Here is an 18,881-nt window from a genome sequence, read left to right on the forward strand (position 1 = left end):
CGGTTCGTCATCGACGACGACCACCCGGATCACGCATCTCCTTCCGTCGTCGGGACGTAGGCGGGCAGTATCGCATCGACGCGGTATCCGCCGCCCGCGATCGGGCCCGCGTCGAACCGGCCGCCGATCAGCTCGACGCGGTGCCGCAGCCCCGCCAGACCGGCGCCGGATCCGCTGCCCGCCAGCGCGGGATCGGCCGGCGCCCCCGCCCGCGTGTTCTCCACGGCGATGTCCAGACCGTCCGCGTTATAGCGAAGCTCGACGGTCGCCGTCGAGCCCGGCGCGTGCTTGCGGATGTTGGTCAGCGCCTCCTGCACGACGCGGTACGCCGTACGCGCGACGGTGGGGGAGATCCGCCCGGGATCGCCGTGCACGGTCAGCTCGGTGGGGATGCCCACCGAACTCGATTCCGCGACCAGCGTCGCCGGATCGCCCGTCGTACCGTCGGTGAGGGTGCGCGGTCCGGCGTTCGCGCCGTTGCGCAGCACCCCGACGAGGTCGCGCAGTTCGTCCAGTGCCAGCGCGCCTTCACGCCGGATGTCCTCGGCGGAGGTCCGCACCGCCTCGTCGGCCGAGACGACGCCGAGCGCGCCGGCGTGAAGCACCATCAGGCTCAGCCGGTGGGTGACGACGTCGTGCATCTCCTCGGCCAGTTTCCGTCGCTCCTCGGCGCGGGCGCGTTCGGCGAGCAGATGCTGCTCGCGTTCGGCGCGTTCGGCCCGGTCCCGCAGCGAGCGCAGCAACTGGCGCCGCGCCTCGAAGTACAGCGAGATCGTGGTGGGCAACGCCGTGCTCAGCAGGCCGAACGGCGTGGTGTTCCAGTGCGCGTTCCACGGTCGGGACGCGCAGACCACCAGGATCGCGGTCAGCCACAGGAGAGTCCGCCGGTCCATCAGGCGCGCCAGCTGGCTCAGCACGACCGGGGTGATCGACGGGACGGTCATCAACGTCAACTGCCGCTCCGGCACGAGCAACCCGGGGGAGAGCAGATCGGAGGCGAGCATCAGCAGCACGCCCGCCAGAACCAGGCCCGCGACCAGCCGCGGGAACCGGAACAACAGGAGCAACGAGAGATCGAGCAGCACCTGCAGGATGACTCCCGCCGCAGGACCCATCCAGCCTGTCGTCGGCTCGCCGAACACGAACAGCGTGATGTCCAGGCCCGCGAACGCGAACGCCGCCACCGTGAGCCAGAAGGTGTCGGCCGGACCGGGCCGGAACGGCCTGCTTTTCTCCACCCGGTCACGGTAACCACGCGGGGTCCGTTGGCGGGGAGATCCGCAACTTTCGGCTATCCGATCACCCTCCTTACCCGGTATCCGGGCGAGAGTATCTCGGCTGGACTGGGCACATGAGCATCGCGACCCAGACCGTCCGAACAGGACAGGAGCAGACCTTCGCCCGCCTGCCGGTGTTCGTCGTCGCCGCGCTGGCCGGAGCCGCCCTGCTGGCCACCAGCGGCCGGTACGCGCACGGTTTCGACGAGTTGTACTTCCTGATGGCGGGCCGGGAACACCTGGCGTGGGGCTATTTCGACCAGCCGCCGTTGATCCCGGCGCTGGCCGGGGCGATGGACTGGCTGTTCCCCGGTTCGCTGGTGATGCTCCGCCTGCCGATGACGCTGGCCGCGGCGGCGGGGGTGGTCGTCACCGCGCTGATCGCCAGGGAACTGGGCGGTGGACGCGGCGCGCAGGTGCTCGCGGCCGGGCTCTACGCGACGTCCGGGGTGATCATCGTCAGCCATTGGATCGGCACGTACGTCCTCGATCCGTTCCTGTGGACGGTGATCGTCTGGCTGGTGGTCCGCTGGGTACGCGTCCGCCGCGACGGGCTGCTGGTGTGGGCCAGCGTGGTCACCGCTGTCTCCCTGCAGACGAAGTTCCTCATTCCCGCTTTCTGGGCGTTCGCCCTCGTCGGCGCGCTCGTGCTCGGGCCCCGGGAACTCGTGCGGCGCCCGAAATGGTGGCTGGGCGCCGGAATCGCCGTCGCCGCGACTGTGCCGACCCTGATCTGGCAGGCGAAGAACGGCTGGCCGTACCTGCTCATGAACGACGTCGTGGCCGCGGAATTCCCCGGCACGTTGCCCTTCCTCCGCGATGGTTTCCTGACCGCGGGAGTCGGCGCGGGTGTGCTCGCGTTCGTCTACGGCCTCGTCCGCCTGATCTCTTCACGGGACCTTCGCGGCTATCGCTTCTTGGGGGTAGCGATAGCCGCGCTCATCGTGGCGTTCCTGGTGCTGCACGGCCGTTCCTACTACCTGATGAGCGTGTTCGCCCTGCCGTTCGCCGCCGCGGCGACCGGCTTCGCGCACCACGTTCCCCGGTGGCGGCTGGTGGCGTGGCCCGCGATGGTGCTTTCGGCGGTGGTCACCCTCGCGGGCCTGCCGATCTTCCCGGCGACCATGACGCGGACCAGTATCGGCCCGATCGCACTGGGCAGTTCCTTCGCCGGGGGCGAGTTGCCGCAACGTGAGCTGGTCAAGGTGATCGGTGAGACCTATGCGGCCCTGCCACCGGAAAAGAAGGCACACACCGCCGTCTACGCCGAGATCTACCCGTTCGCCGCCGCGACCGAGTTCTACGGTCGGCAGTACGGCATCGAAAATGTCTACAGTGGACATCGCGGCTACTGGTATTTCGACCGCCCGCCGGAGTCCGCGGACAGTGTGCTGTTCGCCGGATTCGATCCGGGACTGCTCAAGCCGTACTTCGCCGAGGTGACCCCGGTGGTGGAAGGGCTGCTGTGGCGGTACGACGGCAGGCGGGGTTCGTGGGACGAGATCTGGCCGAAGCTGGAGAGGCACTGAGATGACCGAACTTTCCTGCCGCGCTGACCGATCTCGTGCTGAGCGCGGTTCCGGCGCTGCGGAAACTGTTCCGGGAGCTGCGCGCGGTGCGGGCGTCGGTGGCGTCCTCATCCGGCGGAAGCTGAACCGGCACCGAAAAGCCGGTCGAGGTAGTAGTCCACAGTGGACACGGCCTCGTCCGGGGTGCGGTGCCTCATCACGATGTTGGTGCCCTGTGAATCGGCGAGCGCCCAGAGGATCGCCGCTTCGTGCTCCGGGTCGGCCGACTTGTCGACATCGCCCGCCTCCTGTCCCTGCCGGATCAGCACGGCGAACAGTTCGAACAACTGGGGTACGCCTTCGGTGTACGCGGCCGCGAACGACGGGTCGGAGATCGTGCGGATGAAGAACGCGACGCCCATCAGCCAGTCGCCCCGGCTGCGCTCGTCGAGGGGAAGGATCTCGGTCATGATCGCGCGAAGGATGGCCTTGGGTGTCGACGGCAGTTCGCCGGCCGCCAGCCGGGCCTTGAGGCGTTCTTCGTACACCTGCGAGCGGCGTTCGACGGCGAACAGCAGCATCTCGTCCTTGGTCTTGAAATAGTGCTGTACCAGGCCCATCGACATGCCTGCCTCCGCCGCGACGTGCCGGAGACTCACGCCTTCGAGGCCGCGTGTGGCCGTCAGCCGCGTCAGCGCCTCGGCGATCTCGGCCCGCCTCGCGGCGTGATCCACCTGCTTCGGCACCTTCACCATCCGTTCCGCCGAGGCCGTTTGCAATGCGATCGCATTGCCACTACTGTCCCACGCTATTACGATGCGATCGCATTGTAAACGATCGTCGGGGGTGAACTCGGTGGAAGCCGATCGGGGGAAGGTGCGGCTGAGGCCGCCGCGGAACGCGCTGGACCGGCGTGTACTCGGCTGGTGGCGGTTGCAGGGAACGGTGTTCTTCGGAGCGCCGGTGCTGGTTCTGCTGCTGCTCGGCTTGCTCATCACGCCCGCGCGGACCTGGCTGCTGACACCGGCGGCCGTGCTCGCGGTGCTGGGCCTGGTGTGGGTGATCGCGATGCCGGTGTGGTGGTTCAAGGTCCACCGCTGGGAGGTCACGGAGACCGCGGTGTACACGCGTTCGGGGTTCTTCTGGCAGGAGTGGCGGGTCGCGCCGATGTCCCGGATCCAGACCGTGGACACCCTGCGCGGACCACTGCAGCAGCTGTTCAAGCTCGCGACCGTCACGGTCACGACGGCGTCGGCGCGGGGCGCGGTCAAGATCCAGGGGCTCGACCACGAACTGGCCGCGAGCCTGGCCGAGCAGCTCACCGAAACGACGCAGGCGACGCCGGGGGACGCGACATGACCTCGGGCGAATTCGAGGGCTGGAGCACCCTCGACAAGCGGACGCTCGCCGTGACCGCGTTGACGATGGCCGGAGTGGCGGTGGGAGCCGCGATCCCGACCATGGTCGCGATCGTCGGCGGTGGCGCGCGGTTCTGGGTCGCGCTCGCCTGGGTCGTCGCCGGCGGGGCGGTCCTCGTCGGCGGCGGCGTATTGGCGGAACTGTTCTACTGGAAGGGAGTGCGGTACCGGCTCACGCCGGATCGGCTGGAGACCGCGTTCACCCTGGTCTTCCGCTCGCGGAAGTCCCTGCAGCGCGAACGGATCCGCAACGTCGACCTGACGGCCAACCCGCTGCAGCGGGTGTTCGGTGTCGCGGTGGTGACCATCGGCACCGGCTCGCCCGAATCGGGCGGCCAGGGCCGGGTCAAACTCAACCCGGTCTCGCGTGCCGAAGCCGAACGGCTGCGCGCGGAACTTCTGCGTCGCGCCGAAACAGTGGAAACCGACGAGAACGCGCCACTCGCCGTGCTGGACCCGCGATGGATCCGCTACGCGCCGATGTCGTTCCTGACTCCGACGCTGGGGCTCGCCGCGGGCGGCGGTCTCATGCAGATCTCCGAATGGGTGGGGCTGCGGAAGGGGCTGATCGACTGGGTGATCGGGCTGTTCCGCGGGATCCCGCTGGTGGTGGCGGTCTTGGTCCTGCTGGCGATCGCGATGGTCGTCGGCCTGGTCGGCGCGCTGGGCCTGTGGGTCGAGATGTGGTGGAACTACCGGCTCGACCGCGAATCCGGCGGCACCCTGCGCGTGCGTCGCGGGCTGTTCACCACCCGCTCGATCTCGATCGAGGAACGCCGCCTGCGCGGCATCGACCTCGTCGAGCCGCTCGGGAACCGGATCTCCGGCGCGGCACGCGTCGACGCGATCGCCACCGGCATGCGTCGGAGCGACGACAAGGACAAGACCGACTACCACACGCTCCTGCCCGCCGCGCCGGTCGCGACGGCCAACCGGATCGCCGCGGACGTGCTGCGCGAGCCGGTCTCGCCGACCGAAGCCATCCGGCTCACCGCGCATCCGGGCGCGGCCCGGGGACGGCTGCTGCGCTGGTGGGTCGGTTCGGTGGTGGCGCTGCTGGCGGTCTTCGCGGTCCTCGGCTTCCTGCTGACCGACGTCCTTCTGGTGATCGGTGCCGCGCTCGGCGTCGTGCTGCTGCCGGTGTCGGTGCTGCTGGCGCTGGACGCCTACCGCAACCTCGGGCACGGGATCACCGGGCGCTACCTCGTCGGGCGGCACGGGACCGTGCGGCGGAGCACCTTCGCCCTGGAACGCGACGGCGTGATCGGTTGGACGGTCAAGCAGTCGATCTTCCAGCGGCGCAAGGGATTGCTGACCGTCGTCGCGACCACGGCCGCCGGTGCCGGGGCGTACTCGGTGTACGACGCGGGGGAGGAGCAGGGCCTGCTGTTCGCCGAGGAATCGGTGCCGGAGCTGCTGACCCCGTTCCTGGAGCGGGCCTGACGCTTCGGCCGCCACCGAAGCGTCCGCTGGCTACCGTCGGGACATGACCGCTTTCGCCGCACTGCACGTCCCCGGTTCCCCCCTGCTCCTGCCGAACGTCTGGGAGTTCGGCGCGGCCGCCTTCCTGGCCGCGCAAGACTTCCCGGCACTCGGCACGACGAGCCTCGGGGTCTCGGCCGCCGAAGGCGAGCCGGACGGTGCCCCGTCCTCCAAGGACGCCACCGTCCGGTTGGCGCGGCGGTTGACCGCGCTGGACACGCTCATCAGCGTCGACGTCGCCGAAGGCTTCAGTGACGACCCGGGCGAGGTGGGGGCGCTCGCCGCGGAACTCGCCGAAGCAGGCGTCGCGGGAATCAACCTCGAAGACGCCCTGGGCGACCCCGTGCGGCACGCGGCCAAGATCGCGGTGGCGAAGGAACGCGCTCCCGGCCTTTTCGTCAACGCGCGCACCGACACGCATTGGCTGGGGCAGCCCGACATCGAGGCCGCGATCGGCCGCTGTCAGTCCTATGTGGACGCTGGAGCCGACGGGGTGTTCGTACCCGGTCTCGCCGAACGCGCCGACGTCGAGCGGCTGGTCGAGGCCGTCGGCGTACCGGTGAACCTGCTGTTCCTGCCCGGCCGGGTCACCGTCGCGGGCCTGGCCGGCCTCGGCGTCGCGCGGATCAGCCTCGGTTCCCTGCCGTATCGGATGGCGCTGGCCGCCACGCTGCGCACGGTGGAGGCCGTCCGCGACGGCGGCGAGCTCCCGCTGACCCCGCCGTCCTACGACGAGGTCGTGAGGCTGCTCCCGGAAAATCACTAATCTCTCCAGGCATGCAGAGCTTCGGCGCCGAATTCGCCTGCCCGCCCGGATATCTGAACACACCCAGCATCGGCATCCCGCCGTCGCACGCGGCCGACGCGGTGGCGGAAGCGGTCGAGAGGTGGCGGCGCGGCGAGGCCCGCCCGGCGGACTTCGACGAGCCCGTCGCGCGCACCCGGGAGGGGTTCGGCGCGCTGATCGGGGTCCCGGCCGACCGGGTCGCGATCGGGGCGACCGTCTCGCAGCTGATCGCGAACGTGGCGGCAGGGCTGCCCGACGGCGCCAGTGTGCTCGTCGCCGCGAACGACTTCACCAGCGTCACCTTCCCGTTCGCGGCCCAGGCACATCGCGGGGTGAAGGTCACCGAAGTCCCGTTGGCCGAGCTGACCGAGCGCGTCGAGGGGCACGACCTCGTCGCGGTCAGCGTCGTCCAGTCGGCGGACGGCGCCCAGCTCGACCTCGACAGGCTGCGCGCCGCGGCCGAGGCGGCGGACGCGGCGGTGCTGCTCGACGCCACCCAGGCCGCCGGCTGGCAGCCGCTCGACCTGGAGTGGGCCGACTGGGTGGTCGCCGCCGGGTACAAGTGGCTCCTCGCGCCGCGCGGGGCGGCGTGGCTGGCCGCCCATCCGCGGGTGCTGGAGCGGGCGCTGCCGGTCGCCGCGAACTGGTACGCCGGGGAAGACCGCTGGCAGACCGTCTACGGTCTCCCGCTGAGGCTCGCCGAAGGCACCCGCTCACTCGACCTGTCCCCAGCCTGGCTCGCGTTCGTCGGCGCCGCCGTCTCGCTGGACTACCTCGGCTCCTTGGATCTCGAAGCCGTCCGCGCGCATTGCGTGGGTCTCGCCGACTCGCTCCTCGAAGCGCACGGTTCACCCGGTCAGGGGAGTGCGATCGTCTCGCTCGACCTGGCCGCCGACCGGGTGAAGGAAGCCGGCATCGCCGCCGGTACCCGGGCCGGACGGCAGCGATTCGGCTTCCACCTCTACAACACGGCTGACGACGTCGAACGGGTGATAAGCACGTTCGGGTGAACCTCACGAGCGCGGTGAACTACCGTATGACCCCGTGGTTGGTGCGCAATTTACCCCGGGAGCGACGGAAACGGCCCGGCTTCAGCCGGTGCGACCGGCAGGGCCGGGCGGGCAGGGTGGGTCTCCGCCCGCGCCCAAGCCGCCGAGGGACACCAAGGCCCTGGCGCTGAAAGGCGCCGCGCTGGTCGCGATCGCGGTCGTGTCGTCCCTGCTCTGGTGGCTGATCCGGCACGAGCCGGAGAAGACCCCGGTCGCGGACACGCCCACGAAGAGTGGCCAGTTCCAGTACACGCTGGTCGAGGGCCCGCAGGTCACCTCCGACTGCGCGAGCAAGTCCTACGGTGACACCAAGGATTTCTTCACCCAGACGCCGTGCACGCGGCTGTCGCGGGCGCTGTACACGACCGAGACCGGCGGGCAGAAGGCGCTGGTGTCGGTCGTCCTGGTCACCATGCCCGGTGAGGTCACCGCGACCCAGCTCAAGGCGCTCACCGACAAGGACGGCACGGGCAACGTGTCCGACCTCGTGCGCGACGGCACCTTCAAGGGCCAGGGCGCCCCGAAGATCTCCGGGCAGGACGCGGCTTACGACTCCAAGGTCTCCGGACCGGAGGTGGCCATCGTGCTGGCGGGCTTCTACGACAAGCACAAGGACAAGCCGGTGCTGGAGCGGATCGCGACCGACGCCCTGCGGCTTTCGGGTGACCTGCGCCGCTGAGCCCGGTCTCGTGAGTGGTAATGACGGTTAGAACCGTCATTACCACTCACGAGCAGGGGCTCACGTCGTCTGGCCCGGCATCGCGATCGCCACCGGCTTCGCGCCGAACTCCGCCCGCCAGGCCGTCCCGCGCCGCGCCGAACCGATCAGCGCGTTCAACGCCGTCGCCCGCAAGGCCGTGTCGTCGGTCCGGTCGATCACGCCGAGCCAAGCCGCCGTCGCGTCCGCTTCGGCCGTCGCCACCAGCTCCATCGCCGAGTTCGCGTCGGTCACCGGTTTCGGCGGCACGTACGCGGCCTCCGGGCCCGCGGGGGGCTGACCCGACGCGGAAAGCATCCGTTCGCAGACGTCCCGCCGTTTGACGTGCTCGGCCGAGCCCCGCGCCACCGCGCCGCTGAAGGCCGCCGGAAGGTAAGCGCTCACCAGGCCGTACACCCAGGTCGCGGCATGCTCGGCGGCCAGCGCCTGTTGCACGGCCTCCGTCGCCTCCTGGTTCAGCGGAGGACCGATCGGCACCGTGACGGGGCCGGCGTCGTCGCCCCGGCCGAGCTGATCCGAACTCTGCTGCAGTGCCGCGCAGCCCGCCGCGATGGAGGCGACCATCCCCGCGCGGTAGCGGGGCAGCGAAGGCACGAGGCCCTCGGCCTGCTTGCGGGCCTGCGCGAGCCGTTCCTTGAGCCCCTCCAAGGACGACGGCGCGTTCTCGGCCGGGCCGGACTGCGTCGGCTTCGGCCGGTTGAGCCGGTCCACCTCGGTCTTGAGCGCCGCCGCGTGCGCCGCCCGTGCCGTCGCGACCGCTTCGGCTTCGGCGCCGGTCAGCGCTTTCGCGCCCGCCACGTCGGCCTCCGCGGCGCTCAGCAAGGGGGCCAGTGGATCCGGGCTTTCGTCGTATCCTGGGGAACAGGCGGCCGCCAACGGCACGGCCAACGCGGCCAGCGCTCCCACGCGCAGGAAAGTACGACGGCTCGGCAAGGTGGGCTCGGTCGGTGTTCCGGTCACGCCGCCCCATCCTGCCAGTACCCCGTGCGGGGCCGCCGCTCGCGCGTCACACCGGGGTCACCAGATAAGCTGGTCCACTACCGAACCCGGATCCACGCCGCCGGGTCGTCCACAGCCGAACAGGAGCGCTCCACCGTGCCCAACGACCTCGCCAGCAGGCTGGAGCCCATCGTGGCCGAAGCCGTCAAGGCCGCGGGTTTCGACCTCGATTCCTTCGAGGTCCAGCAAGCAGGCCGCCGTCAGCTGGTGAAGGTCGTGGTCGACGGGGACGACGGCGTCGGGCTGGACGAGGTGGCGAGCGTCAGCCGCGCCGTCTCCGCCGTGCTCGACGAGAACGAGCACGTGCTCGCCAGCGCGTACACCCTCGAAGTGACCTCACCGGGACTGGACCGGCCGCTGACCCAGCGAAGGCACTGGCGGCGCGCGAAGTTCCGCCTGGTCAAGGTCACCCCCGTCGAAGGGGCTCCGTTCATCGGCCGCGTCGGCCACGCGGGGGAGAAGTCCGCGCGCGTGCTCGTCGACGGCGAGATCCGGGACGTCGGATACACCTCGGTGGCCAAGGCGGTCATCGAGATCGAGTTCAAGCAACCACCTGCCGAGGACCTGAAACTGTTGGAAACCGATGCGTCGGCTCTGAACGCCGCCACCACCGAACCGAAGGAGGAGCCGAAGTGAACGTCGACATCGCCGCGCTGCGCGCGATCGAACGGGACAAGGACATCCCCTTCGAGACGGTGATCGATGCGATCGAGACCGCGCTGCTCACCGCGTACAAGCACACCGAGGGCCACCAGCCGCACGCCCGTATCGACATCGACCACAAGACCGGGCTGGTGCGCGTCCTCGCCCACACCCTGACCCCCGACGGCCAGACCGACGAGGAATGGGACGACACCCCCGAAGGTTTCGGGCGGATCGCCGCGACCACCGCGCGGCAGGTCATCGTGCAGCGCCTGCGCGACGCCGAGCACGAGAAGACCTTCGGCGAGTTCTCCGCCAAGGAGGGCGAGATCGTCGCCGGTGTGGTGCAGCGCGACGCGCGCGCCAACGCCCGCGGCATGGTCGTCATCCAGGTCGGCGACATCGAAGGCGTGTTGCCTTCGGTCGAGCAGGTGCCCGGTGAGTCCTACGAGCACGGCAGCCGGATCAAGGCCTACGTCGTCACCGTCGCGCGCGGTAATCGCGGCCCGCAGATCACGCTGTCGCGGTCGCATCCGAACCTGGTGCGCAAGCTGTTCGCCCTCGAGGTCCCCGAAATCGCCGACGGCACGGTCGAAATCTCCGCCATCGCGCGCGAGCCGGGACACCGGACCAAGATCGCGGTCCGTTCGACGGTGCCCGGCGTCAACGCCAAGGGCGCGTGCATCGGCCCGGTCGGCGCGCGCGTGCGCAACGTGATGAGCGAACTCGCGGGTGAGAAGATCGACATCATCGACTTCTCCGACGAGCCGGCCAAGTTCGTCGGGAATGCGCTGTCGCCCGCGAAGGTTGTGTCCGTACGGGTCGTCGACGAGCGGGCCAAGACCGCTCGCGTCGTCGTCCCGGACTACCAGCTTTCGCTCGCGATCGGCAAGGAAGGGCAGAACGCCCGCCTCGCCGCCCGTCTGACCGGATGGCGGATCGACATCCGCAGCGACGCCGCCCCTGAGCAGGGTGACGAAGCACACGCCGGGCAGGCGCGGCCCGCCGCGGCAACCGGTTCGGCTGAGTGAAGGTCGAAGCGGTAGACTTACAAGTGGTTCAGAGCCTGCGGACGGCGACCGACACCCAGGATGACCGGAAAACTCCGGTTCGCACCTGTGTGGGATGCCGTCGGCGGGCCTTGATCGGCGAGTTGCTGCGAGTGGTCGCGGCGGACGGGCGGCTGATCGTCGACGAAGGTCGGCGGTTGCCGGGCCGGGGTGCTTGGTTGCACCCCGTGCCGGACTGTCTGGCCAAGGCCGAGCGGCGCAGGGCATTTCCCCGAGCACTTCGTGTTCCGGGGTCGCTCGACGCCCAGGGTGTCCACGAACGCCTGGAGCGCTCGCCGAAGACTAAGGGCGCCGGGACATCCCCGGTGCCGGATGGAATCAGGAAGCAGGTCGACCCGTCATGAGTCAGCCGTGAAGCTGAATCAATGAACGCGCGACAATAGGACGAGGTCTGCGGGTCTGCCGCCGGCCTCCCCAGATGAGGAGAGCTGTGCCAGGCAAGGCCCGAGTACATGAGCTCGCGAAAGAGCTCGGCATCACCAGCAAGGAAGTTCTCGCCAAGTTGAAGGAACAGGGCGAGTTCGTGAAGTCCGCGTCGTCCACCGTCGAGGCGCCGGTCGCCCGACGTCTCCGTGACGCGTACCCGTCCAAGGACGGCAAGAAGAAGTCTGTCCCGACCCCCGGCCCGCGTCCTTCGCCGGCGCCGCCCGCGAAGCCCGCCGCCCCGGCTCCGGCCGCGAAGCAGGCTCAGCCCGCGCCCGCGGCTCAGACCGAGGCTCCGGCGGCCTCCGCCCCCGCGGCGTCCGCTCCGTCGGCCCCGGCTCAGCAGCCGTCCCGCCCCTCCACCCCGGGTGTCCGCCCGGGTCCGCGCCCCGGCCCCAAGCCGCCGGCGCCCAAGGAAGAGGTGGCTCCGGCCGCGAAGGCCGCTCCGGTCGAGCCGAAGCAGCCCGAAACCAAGGAAACCCCGGCAGCACCGGCCACCCCGCCGGCGTCCTCGACGCCGTCGCAGGGATCGGTCGTGCCGCCGAAGCCGCAGGGCCCGAAGCCCGGCGGCCCGAAGCCCGGCCCGCGTACCCCGCGCGTCGGCAACAACCCGTTCGGTGTGGGTTCCGGTTCCCCGGCCCCGCGTCCGTCGGGTCCGCGTCCCGGCGGAAACCAGCAGGGCGGCGACAACCGTCCGCCGCGTCCCGGTGGCGGGCAGGGCGGCGACCGTCCGGCCCCGCGTCCCGGTGGCGGCGCTCCCGGTGGTAACCGGCCCAACCCGGGCAACATGCCTCCGCGCCCGAACCCCGGCATGATGCCGGGCCGTCCGGCCCGTCCGGCCGGTGGTCCCGGTGGCGGAGCTCGTGGTGGTCCCGGTGGCGGAGCCCGTGGTGGCCCCGGCGGCGGAGCTCGTGGCGGTCCCGGTGGCGGCGGCGGAGGTTTCCGCGGCGGTCCCGGTGGTGGTGGCGGCGGCGGTGGCGGTTTCCGTCCCGGCGGCGGTGGCGGTGGCGGTTTCCGTCCCGGTGGCGGTGGCCCCGGTGGCGGCGGCGGTGCCCCGGCCGGTGGCGGCGGTTTCCGCGGCGGCGGTGGCCGTGGTGGCCCCGGTGGCCGTGGCGGTACCGCGGGTGCCTTCGGGCGTCCCGGTGGTCCCGCTCGCAAGGGCCGGAAGTCCAAGCGCCAGAAGCGCATGGAGTACATGGACAACATGCAGGCGCCCAGCGTCGGTGGCGTTCGCCTGCCCAAGGGCAGCGGCGAAACGATCCGCCTGCCGCGTGGCGCTTCGCTGACCGACTTCGCCGAGAAGATCGACGCCAACCCGGCTTCGCTGGTGCAGGTGCTCTTCCACCTCGGTGAGATGGTCACGGCGACGCAGTCCGTGTCGGACGACATCCTCGAGCTGCTCGGCGGCGAGATGAACTACGTCGTCCAGGTCGTCAGCCCGGAGGAAGAAGACCGCGAGCTGCTGGAGACCTTCGACATCACCTACGGCGAAGACGCGGGTGAGGAAGAGGACCTGCAGGTCAGGCCGCCGGTCGTGACCATCATGGGTCACGTCGACCACGGTAAGACCCGACTGCTCGACACGATCCGCAAGACGAAGGTGCGCGAAGGTGAAGCCGGTGGCATCACCCAGCACATCGGCGCCTATCAGATCGAGACCGAGCTCGAAGGCAACCCGCGGCTGATCACCTTCATCGACACCCCCGGTCACGAGGCGTTCACCGCCATGCGTGCCCGTGGTGCGAACTCGACCGACATCGCGGTGATCGTGGTGGCGGCCGACGACGGCGTCATGCCGCAGACGGTCGAGGCGATCAACCACGCGCAGGCCGCCAAGGCCCCGATCGTGGTCGCGATCAACAAGATCGACAAGGAGGGCGCGAACCCGGACAAGATCCGGCAGCAGCTCACCGAGTACAACCTCGTGGCCGAGGAGTACGGCGGCGACACGATGTTCGTCGAGATCTCGGCGCGGGAGAACATCAACATCGATGGTCTCCTCGAGGCGATCCTGCTGACCGCGGATGCCGCACTCGATCTCCGGGCCAACCCGGAGATGGAGGCCCAGGGTGTCGCGATCGAGGCGCACCTCGACCGCGGTCGCGGTCCGGTCGCCACGGTGCTGGTCCAGCGCGGAACGCTGCGCGTCGGTGACTCCGTCGTCGCAGGTGACGCGTACGGCCGTGTGCGGAAGATGGTCGACGAGCACAACGTCAACGTCACGGAGGCGACCCCGTCGCGTCCGGTCCAGGTCATCGGGTTCACTTCGGTGCCCGGCGCCGGTGACACGTTCCTCGTCGTCGACGAGGACAGGGTCGCCCGGCAGATCGCCGAGCGGCGTTCGGCCCGTACCCGCAACGCGCTCAACGCGTCGCGTCGTAAGCGGGTCAGCCTGGAAGACCTCGATGAGGCCTTGAAGGAGACGAGCACCCTTAACCTGATCATCAAGGGTGACAACTCCGGTACGGTCGAGGCCCTCGAAGCCTCGCTGATGCAGCTGGATGTCGGCGAAGAAGAGGTCGAGCTCAACGTGGTCCACCGCGGTGTCGGTGGCGTCACGGAGTCCGACATCGACCTGGCGACCGCGTCCAACGCGATCGTCCTGGGCTTCAACGTGCGGGCACAGGGCAAGGCGACCGAGCGGGCCACCCGTGAGGGCGTCGACGTCCGGTACTACACGGTCATCTACCAGGCGATCGACGAGATCGAAGCCGCGCTCAAGGGCATGCTCAAGCCGATCTTCGAAGAGGTCGAGCTGGGCAAGGCCGAGATCCGCGGGATCTTCAAGTCGTCGAAGGTCGGTACGATCGCCGGTTGCATGGTCATCTCGGGCGAGATCCGGCGTAACGCCAAGGGTCGTCTCCTCCGTGACGGCAACGTCATCGTCGAGAACCTGCCGATCAACTCGCTGAAGCGCGAAAAGGACGACGTCACCGAGGTCCGCGAGGGCTTCGAGTGTGGTCTCACCTTGGGCAACTACAGCGATTTGAAGCTCGGCGACGTCATCGAGACGTACGAGCAGCGCGAAAAGCCGCGTGTGTAAGTGACACGGCGGCGCTCCCCCGCAGCTGGGCGGGGGAGCGCCGCTTCACCTTCCACCCAACCCGGCACCCCCCATGTTCATCGGAGCCTTGGAGCTCGACATCCTGCTGGGCGACGTCCATTCGCTCAAGCAGAAGCGATCCGTGATCAAGCCGGTGCTGGCCGAGGTGCGCAGGCGCTTCGACGTCTCTGTCGCCGAAGCGGGCCACCAAGACCTGCACCGGCGGGCACTGATCGGTGTGGCCGTGGTCGCCGCGACTGGCGAGCACGTCCGGGACGTGCTCGACTCGTGTGAGCGGCTGGTGGCGGGCAGGCCGGAGTTCGAATTGCTCTCCGCCCACCGCCGGCTACTCGGCCCGGACGACTGAGCCCAGTCGGCGGAGCTGAGATGCGAGCAGAAGGGTGAGCATGTGCGTGAATCCGCCCGGCCGAAGGCCCCGCTATCGCGGTGGCAGGGCGCCCTGATCGCTTACCGTGACAGGCACGACCAGGCAGCGTTCTGCCGACGTCGATCGCGGCGCGGGTTCACCGACAAACACTGACGGAAAATCTTTCGAGGAGACGAATCCCCATGGCCGACCCCGCTCGGGCTCGTAAGCTCGCCAAGCGGATCTCACAGATCGTCGCCCACGCGATCGAGCACGACATCAAGGATCCGCGGCTCAACTACGTGACGATCACCGACACGAAGATCACGGCCGACCTGCACGACGCAACGGTCTACTACACGGTGCTGGGCGAAAACCTCGAGTCCGCCCCTGACCACACGGGTGCCGCGGCGGCGCTGGAATCCGCCCGCGGCGTCTTGCGGTCAAAGGTCGGACAGGGCACCGGGGTTCGCTACACTCCGACGCTCACCTTCGTGGCCGATAGCATTCCTGAGGACGCGAAGCGGATCGAGGATCTCCTCGCGAAGGCCAGGGAAGCCGACGCTGAGGTCGCCCGCCGTGCGACGGGGGCGCAGCACGCCGGCGAACCCGACCCGTACAAGGCGCCACGGGAAGAGGCCGAAGACGATGAGTTCGCCGATGAGGAGAGCCGGAGCTGACGGAGGAGGCCACGCCGTAAGCCGGCGCGGCCTCCTGCTGGGAGCCGCGGCGCTCGGGGGCACGGCGCTGCTTTCCGGCTGCGCCGCGGAAAAGCGGCCTCTGATGGGCCCACCGCCGGTGCCTCCGCCGACCAGCCCGACACCGCTGACCGCCGCGGTCACCGTGCAGCGGATGCGTTCCGCGGCCAGGAACCGGGAAGTCAACCTCGTCATCATCGCGCCGGAGGGCGCGTCCCGGGTCGGGCTGCCGGTCTGTGTCGCCCTGCACGGTCGCGGCGCGGACGCCCGGACCTTCCTCGACCTCGGCGTGCAAGACGCGCTGAACAAGGTCGTCGCGGCCGGTCTGCCCGGGTTCGCCGTCGCCGCCGTCGACGGCGACAACTACTGGGTGGACGTCGGCAAGGGCGACGACCCGCAGCGGATGCTGTCCGAGGAACTGCCCGGCTGGCTCGCCCAACGTCAATTGAGGCCGCCGTCGGCGATGTTCGGCATCTCGATGGGCGGTTTCGGCGCGCTGCGCTACGCCCGCGAGCACAAGGACCTCAAGGCCGTCGCGGTTGCGGGCGCGGCGCTGTTCGTCAGCTGGCCCGATGCCAAGTCCCGCAAGGTCTTCGCCGACCGTGCGCAGTGGGAGTCACATGAACCGCTGCTGCACACCGACGAACTCAACGGCAGCGCGACCGGGGTGTGGTGCGGTAACTCGGATCCCTTCGCCGGAGCCGACCGCAAACTGATCAGGGCGCTCGACCCCGCGGTCGGGAAGATGACCCCCGGGGAGCACAACGACGACTTCTGGCGGGGCATCATGCCCGAAGCGTTGAAGTTCGTAGGGGAACGCATCACCTGATCGGGGCCATCCTGGAGACATGAGCATCCAGGAACAGGCCCAGCAGGTGGACGCGCTCGCCGACCAGGTCCCCACCGGCGTCGCCCTGGCGACCAAGGCCGAACTCGAGGCGATCCAGAACCAGGTGGTGGCCCTGCTGGGGCACACCGCCACCGCGGACACCCTCCAAGGCGCCATCCAGAACGCCGTCGGGTTGATCGACGACCTGACGGCGGCACTGGAGAACGTCAAGATCCAGCTGCGCGACGTGGCCCAGCACCACCTCGCCGGCTGACCCCGCCGCGCTTAGTCCTCTAAACGCGGTGGTCGGCGATACGAACTACCGCATTCAGAGGACGAAACGCGGGGGGTGGGGCGGGAGTCAGGCGGGTTTCGCGGCGACGACCAGGTCCCGCACGATCGCCTGGTCCACCCGGTGCGAGAAGTCCGCGAACGGGCCGTCCTCGCGGACTTCCAGCCCCGCCTTGTCCAGGATCGCGGCGAGTTCCGCACGCGGCGCGACGTTGGTGTTCCACGAGATCCCGAGCGCGCCGCCGGGCCGCAGCACCCTGGTCCACACCGGGACCGCGGCCGCGAGCAGGTCACGCGGGCTGCGCGTGAGCGACGCGTCCTGAGTGCGGTGGCTGCCGTGCTGCACACCGTATGGGGCGTCGGTGACGATGAGATCCACCGAGTTCGGCCGCAGCAGTTCGTCGGTGGTGAGTGTGTCGCAGTTGAGGTAGCTCAGTTTGCGGACCTCGCCGGCCTTGTACTGCTCCTTGGTGATCCCGAAACCGATGTCGAGCCGCCTGCCGAGCCGGACCTTGTTGCGGCGCACCAGCCCGGATTCGGCGCTGTGCTTGATCCGCTTCTGCTTCAACCAGGTCTTGATGAACAGCTCGTAGGAGTCGAAATCCTTGCCGTCGACGTCGAGACCGGTCGCGTCGAAGCCGTACATCATCGCCTGGTTCAGCGTGGTACCGCGGCCGCACAGCGGATCCAGCAGGTGCAGCGGCTTCTCCAGCATCGCGGCCGGATTCGCCGTCGACAGCAGCGTGACGTTGACGAGCAGTTTGGTGAACAGCTCGTTCGTCTTGCCCGGATACTTCTGAATGGTCAGCAGATCCGAGTCGAAGTTCGCCAGCGGGCTGATCGTCACCGGCTTCAGGACACCGTCGCCGAGCTCGAACAGCGCGTACAGCGCGGAAAGGTTCGAGAGGAGCGCCAGATCGCGTTCGCTCAACGGGGCGGGTGTGGTGAAGGTGATGTAGCCGACGCCGCCGAGTTCCGTCTCGCCGATCTCGGAGACTTCGGTCTCGAGAGCGGACAGACCGAACACCGCCAGCTCGGCGCGCAGCAGGGCCGGAGCGGAGTCGGTGTAGACCCGGTTGGCGGACGGGTAGACCAGGATCGCGTACTCGGACATCCGCCAGAGCGTAGCTTGACTGATTGTGACTGCGACTCCCATCCCGAACCTGAAGGAAGCCGCCGCCCTGCTGGCGCGCGCGAGCGACGTGACCCTGCTCGGCCATGTCCGTCCGGACGCCGACGCGCTCGGCAGCGCGCTGGCGCTGGGCCGGGCGCTGCAGCTGCGTGGCGGCGTCAAGGTCCGCGTCTCGGTCGGTGAACCCGAGGAGATGCCCGAAACCCTGCGGAGCCTGGACGTCGGCGGGCTCTACGTCCCGGCGAGCGAGCTTCCGGAGAGTGAGCGGCTGCTGGTCGCGCTCGACACCCCGACGCCGGGCAGGCTCGGGAAACTCGCGCCGCGGGTGGACGCCGTCCGCGCGGCCGGCGGCGAGGTCCTGGTGATCGACCACCACGCGTCCAACGTCTTCTACGGCACGAAGCACGTCGTCGACGACACCGCCGAAGCCACCGCCGTCCTCGTTTTCGCGTTGCTCCAGGAACTCGGCACCGAGATCGACGAGCCGATCGCGCGCTGCCTGTACGCGGGGCTGGTCACCGACACGAGCGGGTTCCGCCGGGCCCGGCCGTCCACCCACCTGATGGCCGCGAAGCTGCTCGAAGCCGGTGTCGACCCGGACAAGGTGGTCCGCGAGATCGTCGACGATCACCCGTTCGCATGGCTGCCGATGCTCTCGGAGGTCCTCGCGGGGGCCCGGCTCGAGCCGGGCGAGGCACGCGGCTTCGGGCTCACTTCCGCGGTCGTGACGCGCGATGTCGCGCGGAGTGTGCGCGGTGAGGAGGTCGAAGCGGTCATCGACGTCGTCCGGTCCACGCGCGAGGCCGGGGTCGCCGTGGTGCTGAAGGAAGCCGAACCGATCGGGCCCCAGCAGCGGTGGCAGATCTCGCTCCGCTCCACGGGCGGTGTCGACGTCTCGGCGGCGGCCGGGGAACTCGGCGGAGGCGGACATCGCCAGGCGGCCGGGTGCACGGCGGAGGGTACGGCGGGCGAGGTACTCGACAGGCTGAAGGAGGCGCTCTCGAGGGCACCTCTGCTCTGACCTGGCGGGCGGGTGGTCGTGGGGGGGGGGGGGGGGGTTCGGCCCAAACCCCCCCCCCCCCCCCCACGGGGGGGTGTCGCTCGAAGTTCCTCCCCCCTCCCTCCCCCTCTCTCCCCCACGAACACCC

Annotated in this window: 18 protein-coding genes and 1 pseudogene; 15 read left to right on the plus strand and 4 right to left on the minus strand. The window is 69.8% G+C overall.

The features are described 5' to 3' along the window. Window positions 1–7: 7 nt before the first annotated feature. Window positions 8–1,238, minus strand: a pseudogene (locus ACZ54P_RS33525) (sensor histidine kinase). Window positions 1,239–1,351: 113 nt separating this feature from the next. On the opposite strand from ACZ54P_RS33525, the gene ACZ54P_RS33530 reads away from it, so the two are divergent. Continuing rightward, window positions 1,352–2,806, plus strand: a complete 1,455-nt coding sequence (locus ACZ54P_RS33530) for an ArnT family glycosyltransferase (RefSeq protein ID WP_465465612.1) — start codon at window positions 1,352–1,354, stop codon at window positions 2,804–2,806. Between the two features lie 107 nt (window positions 2,807–2,913). On the opposite strand, the gene ACZ54P_RS33535 is transcribed toward ACZ54P_RS33530, so the two are convergent. Then, entirely contained in the window at window positions 2,914–3,540 is a 627-nt protein-coding gene (locus ACZ54P_RS33535) for a TetR/AcrR family transcriptional regulator (RefSeq protein WP_465465613.1), read from the minus strand. A 61-nt stretch (window positions 3,541–3,601) separates the two neighbouring features. Here ACZ54P_RS33535 and ACZ54P_RS33540 point away from each other — a divergent pair, with 61 nt between their 5' ends. The 5 genes from ACZ54P_RS33540 (at window position 3,602) to ACZ54P_RS33560 (ending at window position 8,200) form a co-directional block, all read left to right on the plus strand. Continuing rightward, window positions 3,602–4,144, plus strand: coding sequence for a PH domain-containing protein (locus tag ACZ54P_RS33540; protein WP_465465614.1), 543 nt, complete (start codon window positions 3,602–3,604; stop codon window positions 4,142–4,144). After that, the gene (locus tag ACZ54P_RS33545) at window positions 4,141–5,646 is read left to right on the plus strand and encodes a PH domain-containing protein (RefSeq protein ID WP_465465615.1); all 1,506 of its coding nucleotides are present in this window, start codon (window positions 4,141–4,143) and stop codon (window positions 5,644–5,646) included. Before ACZ54P_RS33540 ends, ACZ54P_RS33545 begins: the two co-directional genes overlap by 4 nt. 43 nt (window positions 5,647–5,689) lie before the next feature. Beyond that, on the plus strand, window positions 5,690–6,451 hold the full coding sequence (locus ACZ54P_RS33550; protein WP_465465616.1) for an isocitrate lyase/PEP mutase family protein: 762 nt from the start codon (window positions 5,690–5,692) through the stop codon (window positions 6,449–6,451). An 11-nt stretch (window positions 6,452–6,462) separates the two neighbouring features. Further along, window positions 6,463–7,482, plus strand: a complete 1,020-nt coding sequence (locus tag ACZ54P_RS33555) for an aminotransferase class V-fold PLP-dependent enzyme (RefSeq protein WP_465465617.1) — start codon at window positions 6,463–6,465, stop codon at window positions 7,480–7,482. Window positions 7,483–7,570: 88 nt separating this feature from the next. Further along, on the plus strand, window positions 7,571–8,200 hold the full coding sequence (locus ACZ54P_RS33560; protein WP_465465618.1) for a hypothetical protein: 630 nt from the start codon (window positions 7,571–7,573) through the stop codon (window positions 8,198–8,200). Between the two features lie 60 nt (window positions 8,201–8,260). Here the strand turns inward: ACZ54P_RS33560 and ACZ54P_RS33565 are convergent, their stop codons facing one another. Continuing rightward, window positions 8,261–9,199, minus strand: coding sequence for a ferritin-like domain-containing protein (locus ACZ54P_RS33565; RefSeq protein WP_465465619.1), 939 nt, complete (start codon window positions 9,197–9,199; stop codon window positions 8,261–8,263). 135 nt (window positions 9,200–9,334) lie between these two features. Here ACZ54P_RS33565 and rimP point away from each other — a divergent pair, with 135 nt between their 5' ends. From rimP to ACZ54P_RS33605, 8 genes are all read left to right on the plus strand, one after another. Further along, entirely contained in the window at window positions 9,335–9,874 is a 540-nt protein-coding gene (gene rimP / locus ACZ54P_RS33570; RefSeq protein WP_465465620.1) for a ribosome maturation factor RimP, read from the plus strand. Continuing rightward, window positions 9,871–10,911 carry a transcription termination factor NusA gene (nusA, locus tag ACZ54P_RS33575; RefSeq protein WP_465465621.1) on the plus strand — a complete coding sequence of 347 codons (1,041 nt, stop codon included), beginning with the start codon at window positions 9,871–9,873 and terminating at the stop codon, window positions 10,909–10,911. The genes rimP and nusA overlap by 4 nt, the downstream gene beginning before the upstream one ends. 131 nt (window positions 10,912–11,042) lie before the next feature. Beyond that, entirely contained in the window at window positions 11,043–11,294 is a 252-nt protein-coding gene (locus tag ACZ54P_RS33580; RefSeq protein WP_465465669.1) for a YlxR family protein, read from the plus strand. Between the two features lie 86 nt (window positions 11,295–11,380). After that, complete coding sequence (gene infB / locus ACZ54P_RS33585) at window positions 11,381–14,416, plus strand: translation initiation factor IF-2 (protein WP_465465622.1); 3,036 nt, start codon at window positions 11,381–11,383, stop codon at window positions 14,414–14,416. Between the two features lie 73 nt (window positions 14,417–14,489). Further along, on the plus strand, window positions 14,490–14,783 hold the full coding sequence (locus tag ACZ54P_RS33590; protein WP_061983838.1) for a DUF503 domain-containing protein: 294 nt from the start codon (window positions 14,490–14,492) through the stop codon (window positions 14,781–14,783). 203 nt (window positions 14,784–14,986) lie between these two features. Further along, on the plus strand, window positions 14,987–15,463 hold the full coding sequence (gene rbfA / locus ACZ54P_RS33595) for a 30S ribosome-binding factor RbfA (RefSeq protein WP_465465623.1): 477 nt from the start codon (window positions 14,987–14,989) through the stop codon (window positions 15,461–15,463). Continuing rightward, window positions 15,444–16,310, plus strand: a complete 867-nt coding sequence (locus tag ACZ54P_RS33600; protein WP_465465624.1) for an alpha/beta hydrolase — start codon at window positions 15,444–15,446, stop codon at window positions 16,308–16,310. The genes rbfA and ACZ54P_RS33600 overlap by 20 nt, the downstream gene beginning before the upstream one ends. 19 nt (window positions 16,311–16,329) lie before the next feature. Then, on the plus strand, window positions 16,330–16,584 hold the full coding sequence (locus ACZ54P_RS33605) for a hypothetical protein (protein WP_465465625.1): 255 nt from the start codon (window positions 16,330–16,332) through the stop codon (window positions 16,582–16,584). Window positions 16,585–16,671: 87 nt separating this feature from the next. Here the strand turns inward: ACZ54P_RS33605 and ACZ54P_RS33610 are convergent, their stop codons facing one another. Then, complete coding sequence (locus tag ACZ54P_RS33610; RefSeq protein WP_465465626.1) at window positions 16,672–17,715, minus strand: TRM11 family SAM-dependent methyltransferase; 1,044 nt, start codon at window positions 17,713–17,715, stop codon at window positions 16,672–16,674. A 40-nt stretch (window positions 17,716–17,755) separates the two neighbouring features. Between ACZ54P_RS33610 and ACZ54P_RS33615 the strand changes: the two genes are divergently transcribed. Continuing rightward, window positions 17,756–18,754 carry a DHH family phosphoesterase gene (locus ACZ54P_RS33615; protein ID WP_465465670.1) on the plus strand — a complete coding sequence of 333 codons (999 nt, stop codon included), beginning with the start codon at window positions 17,756–17,758 and terminating at the stop codon, window positions 18,752–18,754. Window positions 18,755–18,881 lie beyond the last annotated feature (127 nt).

It is taken from the genome of Amycolatopsis sp. NPDC034160 (assembly GCF_055575355.1).

Excerpts from the sequence above, each read along its gene's own strand:
- ACZ54P_RS33555 (WP_465465617.1), top strand. The coding sequence starts at position 6,463 with ATGCAGAGCTTCGGCGCCGAATTCGCCTGCCCGCCCGGATATCTGAAC.
- ACZ54P_RS33600 (WP_465465624.1), top strand. The coding sequence starts at position 15,444 with ATGAGGAGAGCCGGAGCTGACGGAGGAGGCCACGCCGTAAGCCGGCGC.
- ACZ54P_RS33545 (WP_465465615.1), top strand. The coding sequence starts at position 4,141 with ATGACCTCGGGCGAATTCGAGGGCTGGAGCACCCTCGACAAGCGGACG.
- rbfA (WP_465465623.1), top strand. The coding sequence starts at position 14,987 with ATGGCCGACCCCGCTCGGGCTCGTAAGCTCGCCAAGCGGATCTCACAG.
- ACZ54P_RS33540 (WP_465465614.1), top strand. The coding sequence starts at position 3,602 with ATGCGATCGCATTGTAAACGATCGTCGGGGGTGAACTCGGTGGAAGCC.
- ACZ54P_RS33530 (WP_465465612.1), top strand. The coding sequence starts at position 1,352 with ATGAGCATCGCGACCCAGACCGTCCGAACAGGACAGGAGCAGACCTTC.
- ACZ54P_RS33605 (WP_465465625.1), top strand. The coding sequence starts at position 16,330 with ATGAGCATCCAGGAACAGGCCCAGCAGGTGGACGCGCTCGCCGACCAG.
- ACZ54P_RS33610 (WP_465465626.1), bottom strand. The coding sequence starts at position 17,715 with ATGTCCGAGTACGCGATCCTGGTCTACCCGTCCGCCAACCGGGTCTAC.
- ACZ54P_RS33590 (WP_061983838.1), top strand. The coding sequence starts at position 14,490 with ATGTTCATCGGAGCCTTGGAGCTCGACATCCTGCTGGGCGACGTCCAT.
- ACZ54P_RS33535 (WP_465465613.1), bottom strand. The coding sequence starts at position 3,540 with ATGGTGAAGGTGCCGAAGCAGGTGGATCACGCCGCGAGGCGGGCCGAG.
- ACZ54P_RS33550 (WP_465465616.1), top strand. The coding sequence starts at position 5,690 with ATGACCGCTTTCGCCGCACTGCACGTCCCCGGTTCCCCCCTGCTCCTG.